Annotated in this window: 6 protein-coding genes and 3 pseudogenes; 8 read left to right on the top strand and 1 reads right to left on the bottom strand. The window is 62.6% G+C overall.

The window, feature by feature from the left end; genetic code table 11:
* Positions 1-7: 7 nt before the first annotated feature.
* Positions 8-1353, bottom strand: a pseudogene (gene tssK, locus ACRHIG_RS20445) (type VI secretion system baseplate subunit TssK).
* 355 nt (positions 1354-1708) lie between these two features.
* On the opposite strand from tssK, the gene ACRHIG_RS20440 reads away from it, so the two are divergent.
* The 8 genes and pseudogenes from ACRHIG_RS20440 to tssH all read left to right on the top strand — a co-directional run bounded on the left by ACRHIG_RS20440 (position 1709) and on the right by tssH (position 11125).
* A complete protein-coding gene (locus tag ACRHIG_RS20440; protein WP_475417286.1) occupies positions 1709-2284 on the top strand; it encodes a tetratricopeptide repeat protein in 576 nt (191 codons plus the stop codon).
* 97 nt (positions 2285-2381) lie between these two features.
* The gene (tssB, locus tag ACRHIG_RS20435; RefSeq protein ID WP_489630846.1) at positions 2382-2861 is read left to right on the top strand and encodes a type VI secretion system contractile sheath small subunit; all 480 of its coding nucleotides are present in this window, start codon (positions 2382-2384) and stop codon (positions 2859-2861) included.
* Between the two features lie 4 nt (positions 2862-2865).
* Positions 2866-4350: a type VI secretion system contractile sheath large subunit gene (gene tssC / locus ACRHIG_RS20430; protein ID WP_475417285.1), complete on the top strand. Its 1485-nt coding sequence runs from the start codon at positions 2866-2868 to the stop codon at positions 4348-4350.
* A gap of 29 nt (positions 4351-4379) precedes the next feature.
* Positions 4380-4871, top strand: a complete 492-nt coding sequence (locus tag ACRHIG_RS20425; RefSeq protein WP_230506832.1) for an Hcp family type VI secretion system effector — start codon at positions 4380-4382, stop codon at positions 4869-4871.
* Positions 4872-5016: 145 nt separating this feature from the next.
* On the top strand, positions 5017-5505 hold the full coding sequence (tssE, locus tag ACRHIG_RS20420) for a type VI secretion system baseplate subunit TssE (protein WP_489627691.1): 489 nt from the start codon (positions 5017-5019) through the stop codon (positions 5503-5505).
* Between the two features lie 2 nt (positions 5506-5507).
* Complete coding sequence (gene tssF, locus ACRHIG_RS20415) at positions 5508-7352, top strand: type VI secretion system baseplate subunit TssF (RefSeq protein WP_489627690.1); 1845 nt, start codon at positions 5508-5510, stop codon at positions 7350-7352.
* Positions 7316-8409 (top strand): annotated as a pseudogene (gene tssG / locus ACRHIG_RS20410) (type VI secretion system baseplate subunit TssG). The gene tssF and the pseudogene tssG overlap by 37 nt, the downstream one beginning before the upstream one ends.
* 46 nt (positions 8410-8455) lie before the next feature.
* Positions 8456-11125 (top strand): annotated as a pseudogene (gene tssH / locus ACRHIG_RS20405) (type VI secretion system ATPase TssH).
* The last annotated feature ends 63 nt before the right edge of the window (positions 11126-11188 follow it).

Here is an 11188-nt window from a genome sequence, read left to right as displayed (position 1 = left end):
TTTATCTTCAGGAAGTGATGGCGACAAGTTCAAGTTTCAGGTCCCGCATGCCGGACGGAACGTAGATCGAAATCGACTGGGCCTGCAACATGCGGTCGTACATCTGGCCCTTCGCTTCGATGGTGAAGTAATACGTATCGGGCCGTACCGGCACGGCCGCCGGCACCTGCGGCGTGTGCTGCAGGCGCACGCCGGGCAGGGCCGACAGCACGAATTTTTCCACGTCGTCCGGCGCGCCGATCTTGAAGCGCAGCGGCACCACGTCCACCAGTTCCACGCCCGGCATGTCGGCCGAGACGCCCAGGTAAAACGCGGTCTTGTCGTCGATCTTGCCCGAATCGAGCTTGCCGTGATGGTACGACGGCTTGACTTCGGTCAGCGCGATGGCGAAATACTTTGAGGAGATCACCGTGTCGAGCAGTTCGCGGATGATCGCGTGCAGGCGCGCGAACGATGGTCCCGGATCGGCGTGCTGGTAGGCCGGCAGGTCCGCCAGCGCATGGGTCTTCGAGAACGTCATCAGCGCGCCGGCCAGCGCCAGCAGCGCTTCGTACAGGCGCTCCGGATGCAGCGCCGGATGATGGAAATAATGGCTGAGCGAGGCGAACGCGGAACTGGCCGTGTGCAGCAGCCAGAACGAGGACATGTCGCCGGAACGAAATTCGATCACATTCTTGCTTGGCTCGCGGTGGTGGCCGTACAGGGCGTTCACCTTGGCCTGCAGCGCATCGATCAGGCGGCGCAGCTGCAGGAACAGCAGCGGCGCGCTGCGGATCGACAGGCTGGGCGGCACGAACGACGGGTCGGGCTCGAAGCCGCCGGTCGACAGGCGCCGCAGGCGCAGCAGGGGAAATTCACATACGAATCGCGCGGCTCCGATTCGGCCACCAGGCGCAACGATTTTTGCAGGTAGGCCAGTTCGGCCTGCGCTGCATGGGTGTACAGGTCGGGCGTTTCCAGGTTGGCCTGGCCGTAGCGCGCCGCGCTGTTGGGCTGGCCAAGCGCGGCAAAGTTGCCGCCGAAATGCTTGAAGGCGGGCAGGGCGGCATAAAACGTGACGGTTTGCTGCGATTGCTGCAGCGTGCTCAAGTCCAGCGCGTCGGGCAACTCATCGGCGCCGGGCGCGTTGTAGATTTCGCCGTCCTGGAACACCAGCGACAGTTCCAGCAGCCGTAGGGTGTTATTGCTCAGCGCATCGCGGTCGATCTGCACGTGGTTGACACCCCAGGCGTAGGGGTGGAGCGCCTTGATGCTTTCGTGCAGGCGGTGCTCATGGTACCGGTCTTGCTGCTGGAAGTGCTGGGGACGCAGAAACAGGCCTTCACCCCATAACAATTTGCTAGTAATGCTCATCGATTGCCCTTTTGCCTGAGGAATAAAAGCGCGGAGAACGCTGCCGCTCCGGACTCTCCTGACGCGCGATCGCCGGCTTGCCGGCGCGGCCGATCATCCAATATTTACAACAAGAAACTATGTGCTTTTTTCGCAACTGCAACAACATTAACATTATCTGAAAGAAAGGTGCGTACGGTACGTTTTCTGCATGGATGCTGCCTTTGCGGATGATTGGAATGTGAGATTTTGCGTATTTTCTATTGAACGGAGTCAATATTAAATCCGTGTTAGTCTCGCAAAAATAAAAATTTAGCAACTATAAATTGCAACCTTTTTTCATGACCGCGTCATTTTTTTTGAGGGAAATCAGACCATGTCTCGCCAATTCACCTGCCATTTTCTTGCTGCGCTTGCCTGCGCACTGACGCTCAGTGCCTGCAGCACCACTCCTGCCGTCAAGACGCCGCCGCCGCCTTCGCTCGACGAACTGATGGCAAAGGCGACCCAGGCTGCAGGTTCCGGCAACAACGAAGCGGCCATGGGTTTGTGGAAACAAGCGGCTGACGCATTTCCAGCCGACAAAAATCCGTGGGCCCGCATGGCGCAGACCCGCTATGAGGCGGGCCAGTACGGCGACGCCATCATCAATGCCCAGGAAGTGCTGGTGCGCGACCCGGCCGACAAGCTGGCCAACAGCGTCATTGCGATCAGCGGACTGCGCTTGTCGACGCGCGCCCTGGCCGACTTGAGCCGCCAGAACAACCTGTCCGGCCCGCTGCGCACCGAATCGCAGGATCTGGCCAAGCTGCTGCGCGAAAGCCTGGGCGAAACCGTGCTGGTGCCGGCGCCGGCCGCGCCGCCGGCGCGCGACAAGCCGGTGCGTCCGCCGCGCAAAGGGCAGGCCAAGGCGGCCGAAAGCAGCGCCAATCCCTTCGATGGATTGAAGTAAAACCGGGGCAGCAAAGCAGTTACCAGGGCATCGCCGATGCCGTCGATTATTCGTAAAGGAATGATGTCATGTCAAAAAAGAAAGTGTTCAAAAACGCCTGCAAAAGGTCCGGCCGCCACGCGTGCAGATGACGTATGACGTGGAAATCGGCGATGCGATTGAAAACAAGGAGCTGCCCTTTGTGATGGGCGTCGTGGGCGACTTCGGCGGCAATTCCGAAGTCGAGCAAAAACGCCTGAAGGACCGCAAGTTCATCGGCATCGACCGCGACAATTTCGACGAGGTGCTCAAGGGGGTCGAGCCGCGCGCCGCGTTTGGCGTGTCGAACGAGCTCAGCGATGAAGGCGGCCAGCTGCGGGTGGACCTGCGCTTCAAGTCGCTCAACGACTTCCGTCCCGAGGCGGTGGTGGAACAGGTGGCGCCGCTGCGACGGCTGCTCGAAGCGCGCACCAAGCTGGCCGACCTGCGCAACAAATTGGCCGGCAACGACAAACTGGAAGACATCCTCAACGACGTGCTCAACAGCACCGAAAAGCTGGCCCAGCTGGAACAGCAATCCACCGCCAAGAAAGACTGATCCCATGTCCGCTCAATTGACCCCCACCTCCGGCGCCGCCGCGACTACCGATATCGGCTTGCTCGACCAGATCGTCGAACAAAGCAAGGTTGCCAAATCCAGCGTCGAGCATGCACGCGCCAAGGATCTGATTTCAGAACTGGTCAGCCAGGTGATGGAAGGCACCGTCGTGGTGTCGGATAACCTGGCGGCCACCATCGATGCGCGCGTTGCCGAACTGGACAGGCTCATTTCGCGGCAGCTCAGCGCCATCATGCATGCGCCCGAATTCCAGAAGCTGGAAAGCAGCTGGACCGGCCTGCATCACATGGTGGACAACACGCCCACCGGCACCAACCTGAAGATCAAGATGCTCAACGCCACCAAGCGCGAGCTGGTGCGCGATTTCCAGAGCGCGCTGGAATTCGATCAGTCGACCATGTTCAAGAAAGTGTATGAAGAAGAGTTCGGCACTTTCGGCGGCGCTCCGTTCGGCGCGCTGCTGGGCGACTTCGAATTCACGCGCCAGCCGGAAGACATGTATTTCCTCGAACAGATGTCGCATGTGGCCGCTGCAGCCCACGCGCCCTTCATTTCGGCCGCATCGCCCGAGCTGTTCGGTCTCGAAAGCTATGCCGACCTCGGCAAGCCACGCGACCTGGCCAAGGTCTTCGACACAGTCGAATACGCGAAGTGGAAGTCGTTCCGCGAATCGGAAGATGCGCGCTACGTCGGCCTCACGCTGCCGCGCTTCCTGGGACGTCTGCCGTTCAATCCGGCCGATGGCGCCACCGTCGACGGCTTCAATTTCGTCGAGGATGTCGACGGCACCGACCACCAGAAATACCTGTGGTGCAATGCCGCCTATGCCTTCGGCACGAAGCTGACGGCGGCCTTCGACGACTACGGCTGGTGCGCGGCGATCCGCGGCGTGGAAGGCGGCGGCCTGGTCGAAGACTTGCCGACCCATACCTTCAAGACGGACGAGGGCGAGGTGGCGCTGAAATGCCCGACCGAGATCGCCATTACCGACCGGCGCGAAAAGGAATTGAGCGACCTGGGTTTCATTTCGCTGGTGCATTGCAAGAACACGGATTACGCGGCGTTCTTCGGCGCGCAGTCGGCGCAGAAGGCGAAGAAATACAACACCGATTCGGCCAATGCCAATGCGGTGCTGTCGTCGCAGCTGCAATACATCTTTGCCGTCTCGCGCATCGCCCACTACATGAAGGCGATGATGCGCGACAAGATCGGCAGCTTTGCCGCCGCGTCCAACGTCGAAGAGTTCCTCAACCGCTGGCTGATGCAGTACGTGCTGCTCGACGATAACGCCAGCCAGGAGCAGAAGGCCCAGTTCCCCCTGCGCGAAGCATCGGTGCAGGTGTCGGAGGTGCCGGGGCGTCCGGGCGTCTACCGCGCCGTTTCCTTCTTGCGTCCCCATTTCCAGCTCGATGAGCTGTCCGTTTCACTCCGTTTGGTCGCGGAGCTGCCGCAATCGACCAAATCCTGATTTTTTCATCAACAACCGAAAGGAATGACATGGCAATCGACGTTTACTTGCAAATTGATGGTATCAAAGGCGAATCCACCGACACCTCCCATAAAGATTGGATCGAATGCAAGTCGGTTCAGTGGGAAGTGCTGCAGCCGAAGTCCGCCACCGCTTCGACGGGCGGCGGGCATACCGCCGAACGTACCGAGCACAAGGATATCGTGGTGGCCAAGCTGGCCGACCTCGCCACGCCGCTGCTGCTGCAAAATTGCTCATCCGGTAAAACGATCCCGAAAGCCAAGTTCGAATTCCTGCGCGCTGACGGCCAGGGCGAGCGCATCAAATACTTCGAGATCGAACTGGAAAACGTGCTGATCAGCAGCGTGGCGCCATCCGTCGCGCCTGGCGACATCCTCGGCGAGAACCTGTCGATCAAGTATTCCAAGGTCAAGTGGAAATACACGCAGCAAAAAGTCGGCGGTGGCTCCGGCGGCAATACCTCCGGCGGTTGGGACCTGTCGGCCAACAAGACGATTTGACCGACAACGGCCCTTGCCGGATGAGTCCGTTCCGGCCAGCCGCCGGCGGCGACTCCGGCTTGTGCCTGCGTGACTGACTCTGCCGAATCAAAGGGCCGCCGCAGGCCGCCCTTTGTTCCTTCCTACTGCCAACCACAGGATACCGATGAAGGGTTTTACGCCGGGATTGTTCGACCGCCTGATGGACACGCCTGTCCTGGGCGCTTCCAGTAGTACCGTCTCACGCCTGTCGCTGGAAGATTTGAAAGACACCGTGGCGCGCGACCTGGAGGCGCTGCTCAACACGCGCACCGTGATACCGGAAGCGCTGCTGAAAAAATTTCCCGAATGCGGCCGTTCGATCGTCACCTATGGCCTCAATGATTTCGCCGGCCTGAGCTTGTCGAGTTCCGACGACCGCGCGTACATCTGCCAGTGCCTGGAAAAAGCCATCGCGCGCCATGAGCCGCGCCTGCGCAGTGTGCGCGCTTCGCTGGAAATCCAGGAAGGCTCGATCAACCGCCTCAATTTTGCGATTACCGCGCTGTTGGTGGTGCACTCGGCCCAGGAGCCCGTCAACTTCGACGCCATCCTGCAGCCGTCAAGCCTGCATTACACGATCAGCAAGGCGCGCCGTGCGGCGCAAGGAGCCTGAACTTGGAAGATTTGTTACCGTATTACGAACGCGAGCTGGGTTTCCTGCGCCGCTATTCGCGCGAGTTTTCCGAGCGCTATCCGAAGATCGCGGGACGGCTGCTGATCGGCGGCGAAGTCTGCGAAGACCCGCATATCGAGCGCATGATCCAGTCCTTCGCGCTGCTCAATTCGCGCATCTCGAAACGCCTCGATGACGATTATCCGGAATTTACCGAGGCGCTGTTCGAGGTGCTGTATCCGCATTACCTGCGGCCGTTTCCTTCGTGTTCGATCGCGCGCCTCGACTACAGCGGCGCGGCGGCGCAGCTGACGGCCGCCACCGAGATTGCGCGCGGCACCGAACTGGCGACGCGCCCCGTCAAGGGCGTCGCATGCACCTTCCGCACCGCCTATCCCGTCACTGTGGCGCCGCTGGCGCTGACGCATGCGGCATTTTCCGCCATCATCGATGCGCCCGAGCAGATGCCACTGCCGCCAAACGCCACCTCCAGCGTCAGCATCGTCATCGAAGCGACCGCCGAACAGATTTCGCTGGCGCAGCTGGGCGTGGCGAAGCTGCGCGTGTTCATCGACGGCGAGCCGTCGTTTTGCGCGGCGCTGCGCGACGCGCTGTTCATGCGCACGGTCAAGGCCTATGTGGAAGCCGATGACAGCGGCCGCTGGAGCGCGCTGGCGCAGATCCCGGTCAGCACGGCCGGCTATGCCGAGGACGATGCGCTGATCCCGTTTTCCGCCCGTTCGCATCCGGCTTACCGGCTGTTGACCGAATACTTCTGCTTTCCCGAAAAATTCAATTTCTTCGACATCGACCTGGCCGCGCTGTGCGCGCCGCTGCCGTCCGGCTGCCGGCGCATCACGCTGCACCTGGCCCTGGCCGGCCTGCGCACCGATTCGAATACGGCGCGCATGCTGGGCACCATGTCGACGAACAACCTGCTGCTGGGCTGCACGCCGGTGGTCAACCTGTTCCGCCAGCGCGGCGAGCCGATCCGGCTGACGCACACGGCCGCCAGCTATCCGGTGCTGGCCGATGCGCGCCGCGCCTACGCCTTCGAGGTGCAGGCAATCGAGTCGGTGAAGCTGGTGCGCCAGACGCCGCAAGGGGAGTCGATCACCGAATTTCGCCCTTTCTATTCGCTGCGCCACGGCCAGACGCCCGCCAGGGACGGCCATTACTGGGTGATGCGGCGCGATGACACGATCAGCGAAAAACGTCCCGGTTACGAGACCGAGATTTCCATCGTCGACATCGATTTCGACCCGGCCGCGATTGAAACGGACACCCTGAGCCTGGAGCTGAGCTGTACCAACCGCGACCTGCCGGCGCAACTCACCTACGGCCTGCGCGGCGGCGACCTGTTCCTGGAAGGCGGCTCCAGCGTGCGCAGCATCAGTTTCCTGCGCAAACCGACCGAGTCGCACCGCTTCGAGCGGGGCCGCGGCGCGCACTGGCGCCTGATCTCGCACCTGTCGCTGAACCATCTGTCGCTGTCGGGCAGCGGCCTGGAAGCGTTCCAGGAGATGCTGACCCTGTATGACTTGCCCCGTTCGGCGACCTCGCAACGGCAGATCAGCGGTATCGCGGCGATCGACCACAAGGCGGCCAATGCCTGGCTGCCCGGCAATCCCTTCGCCTGCCTGGTGCGCGGCATCGAAGTGCGGCTGACGCTCGACGAAGAAGCTTTTGTCGGCAGCGGCATCCATGCGTTTGCCCATATCGTCGAGTGTTTTCTCGGCCTGTACGTGCATGCCAACAGTTTCACGCAACTGGTGGTGCTGTCGAAAAAATCGGGAGAGGAGTTGTTGCGATGCAAACCACGCAGCGGCGATTTGAGCCTAGTGTAATCGAGCGCCTGTTCGCCGAGCCTTACCGCTTCCAGTACTTCCAGGCGGTGCGCTTGCTCGAACTCTGGCTGGCCCGCAACGGCATGGCGCGCGAAGGGGCGGTGGCCAATTTCCTGCGCTTTCAAAATTCGGTGTCGCTCAATTTCGCGCCCAGCCAGCTCGAAGCGGTGCAGGCCGAACCGCGCGAGCTGGGCGCGCTGGCGGGCGACATGCGCGCGCTGGGCGAGGCCGTGCGGCGCGCCGAACTGAAATACGTCCGCATCACGCCGGCCTTCATGGGTTTTCTCGGCGTGGCCGGCGCGCTGCCGGCCCATTACACGGAACGCATCGCCGCGCACCAGCTGTACGAAAAAGACGAGGGACCGCGCGCCTTTCTCGACACGTTTTCCAACCGCGCGCTGGCGCTGTTCTACGAAGCGTGGCGCAAGTACCGCCTGGAGCTCAAGTACCAGCTCGATGGCAAGGACAAGTTCCTGCCGCTGCTGCTGTCGCTGGCGGGACTGGGCCATGAGTCGCTGCGCCGGCGGCTGTACGACGATGGCGACGGCGTGCTCGACGAGTCCGTGGGATTTTTGTCGCCGCCATGCGGCACCGGCCGCCATCGGCGGTGGCGATGGGGCAGGTATTGTCCGCGTATTTCGGCCAGCCGATCAAGGTGATCCAGTTCGTCGGCTGCTGGTACGACGTGCCGCGCGATCAGCAAAGCAGCCTGGGCGGCATGAACGCCATGCTGGGTTCGACCGCGCTGGTCGGCGCGCGCGTCTGGCAGCGCGATTTGCGCATGCGGCTGGTGGTCGGCCCGCTGGCACGCGTGCATTTCGACGCCTTCCTGCCGGGCGGGGCGGCGGCGCGCGCGCTGGAAAAAATGCTCACCCTGTTTACCGGCCTGTGCCTCGAATACGAAGTGCAGCTGGTGCTGCGCGCCGACGATGTGCATGGCGTCACGCTGGCGCAGCCGCGCAGCGGCGGGCGGCTGGGCTGGGACAGTTTCCTGATCACCGCCGGCGCCGCGCAGGACCGCGGCGACGTGCGCTACGAACTGCATGCGCTGGCATGAGCCATCTTTCTTTTTTCATTCGTTTCCACACAAGGACCTTCGCCCCATGAGCATCAACCTCAAGACGCTGATCAGCAAGCTCAATGACACCAGCCGCATCGCCGCCACCCGCGCCGCCGGCATTTGCGTGGGCCTCGGACAATACGAGGTCGACCTGGAGCATCTGTTCCTGGCCCTGCTGGAACAGCCGGCCAGCGACTTCGCGCTGATCGCCCGCCACAGCGGCGTCAGCGTCAGCATGCTCGAAGCGGATCTGCAGGCCGAAGTGGCGCGCCTGCAGACCGGCAATGCGCGCACCCCCGTGTTTTCGCCCAGGCTGCCGAAGCTGTTTGAAAACGCCTGGCTGATCGCCTCGCTCGATGTGCAGGCCGGCCGCCAGGCCAGCATCCGCAGCGCCCATCTGCTGCAGGCGCTGCTGACCGATCCGGAACTGGCGCAACTGGCTTACCGCGGTTCGAAGCTGTTCAATAAATTCAAGCTCGACGACCTGAAGCACAATCTCGACAAGATCACGCAAGGCTCGCAGGAGGCGGCCGGTGCCACGGCTGCCGATGGCGATGCGGGGAGGGCGGCGAGGAGGAGGAGACCCCGTCGGCGAACTCGAAGGGCGCGCGGCCGCATCGAAGACCCCGGCGCTGGACCAGTTCACCACCAACCTGACGGCGCGCGCGCGCGACGGCAAGGTCGACCCCGTGATCGGGCGCGATGCCGAGATCCGCCAGGCGATCGATATCCTGATGCGCCGGCGCCAGAACAACCCGATCCTGACGGGCGAGGCGGGCGTGGGCAAGACGGCCGTGGTCGAAGGACTGGCCCTGCGCATCGCGCAGGACGACGTGCCCGCCGTGCTGAAGGGCGTCGAAATCCATACGCTGGACATGGGCCTGCTGCAGGCCGGCGCCAGCGTCAAGGGCGAGTTCGAGAACCGCCTGAAAAACGTCATCGACGAAGTCAAGAGAAGCCCGCACGCCATCATCCTGTTCATCGACGAAGCGCACACCATGATCGGCGCCGGCGGCACGGCCGGCCAGAACGACGCGGCCAATCTGCTCAAGCCGGCCTTGGCGCGCGGCGAGCTGCGCACGATTGCCGCCACCACCTGGGGCGAATACAAGAAATATTTTGAAAAGGATGCCGCGCTGGCGCGCCGCTTCCAGGTCGTCAAGATCGAGGAGCCGAGCGAAGAACTGGCCTGCGCCATGTTGCGCGGCATGGCGCCGCTGATGGAAAAGCATTTCAATGTGCGCATCTACGACGAAGCCATCACCGAAGCGGTACGCCTGTCGCACCGGTACATCTCAGGCCGCCAGTTGCCCGACAAGGCCATCAGCGTGCTCGATACGGCCTGCGCCAAGGTGGCGCTGGGCCAGAACGCCACGCCGGCCCTGCTGGAAAACCTGGTCAAGAAGCTCGACCGCATTGACGCCGAAGTGGCGACGCTCGAGCGCGAGGAAAAGAGCGGCGGGAACCACCCGGTGCGTCTGGAAGACTTGCGCGCGCAGCGCAGTAGCGCCGCTGGCGAGCATGCGGTGCTGGCCGCGCGCTGGGAAAGCGAAAAGACATTGACCGGGAAGGTCAGGGCGGCCCGCCAGGACCTGGAAAGTGCTGGCGAAAAACCGGACGCCAGCCAGGGCGGCGACCTGCAGGCTTTGCTCAAGGACTTGCGCGCGCTGCAGGGCGAGACGCCGATGGTGCCGGTGCAGGTCGACGGCCACGTGGTGGCGGAAATCATCGCTGGCTGGACCGGCATCCCGCTGGGAAAAATGGTCAAGGATGAAATCCGCACGGTGCTGAAACTGAAGGATATGCTGGAAGAGCGCGTGCTGGGCCAGTCGCATGCGATCGAGGCGGTGGCGCAGCGCGTGCGCACTTCGCGCGCCAACCTGGACGACCCGAACAAGCCGAAGGGCGTGTTCCTGTTCGTCGGCCCGTCCGGCACGGGCAAGACGGAAACGGCGCTGGCGCTGGCCGATGTGCTGTATGGCGGCGAACGCAAGCTTATTACCATCAACATGAGCGAGTACCAGGAAGCGCACAGCGTGTCGGGCCTGAAAGGCTCGCCGCCCGGCTATGTCGGCTACGGCGAGGGGGCGTGCTGACCGAGGCGGTGCGGCGCAACCCGTACAGCGTGGTGCTGCTCGACGAAGTGGAAAAAGCCCACCCGGACGTGCTCGAACTGTTCTTTCAGGTGTTCGACAAGGGCGTGATGGAGGATGCCGAAGGACGCGAGATCGACTTTAAAAACACCATCATCATCCTGACCTCGAACGTCGGTTCGAGCACCCTGATGCAGGCCTGCCTGAACGTGGCGGCGGCCGACCTGCCGACGCCGGAACAGCTGGAGGAAAAGATCCGCCCGCAACTGGTGAAGACCTTCAAGCCGGCTTTCCTGGGACGATTGAAAGTGATTCCCTTCTATCCGATCTCGGACGATGTGCTGGTCAATATCATCGGCTTGAAACTGGGCAAGATCGCCCAGCGCATCGCGGCCAATCACAAGGCCGAATTCAGCCACGACGAAGCGCTGGTCGACGCCGTTCTGGCGCGCTGCACCGAAGTCGACTCGGGCGCACGCAATGTCGACAATATCCTCAACGGCACCGTGCTGCCCGAGATCGCCGAGTCGGTGCTGGCCAAAATGGCCGAAGGCGCCGCCATCACGAAGATCAAGGTCAGCGCCAACAAGCAGGGGCAGTTCAAGTACACGATCAGGTAAGCACTGCAGCCATGGTGCGTGGAAAGGAGGGGTGGCGGACGCAATGTGCCCGCGACGGCACGG

It is taken from the genome of Janthinobacterium sp. C22 (assembly GCF_057919405.1).
Note: the sequence above shows the minus strand (reverse complement) of the source record. Positions and strands in the feature narration are given on the sequence as shown.

Bases quoted from the DNA above. Each gene is read 5' to 3' on its own strand.
- ACRHIG_RS20440 (WP_475417286.1), top strand. From the start codon at position 1,709: ATGTCTCGCCAATTCACCTGCCATTTTCTTGCTGCGCTTGCCTGCGCA.
- tssC (WP_475417285.1), top strand. From the start codon at position 2,866: ATGTCCGCTCAATTGACCCCCACCTCCGGCGCCGCCGCGACTACCGAT.
- ACRHIG_RS20425 (WP_230506832.1), top strand. From the start codon at position 4,380: ATGGCAATCGACGTTTACTTGCAAATTGATGGTATCAAAGGCGAATCC.
- tssE (WP_489627691.1), top strand. From the start codon at position 5,017: ATGAAGGGTTTTACGCCGGGATTGTTCGACCGCCTGATGGACACGCCT.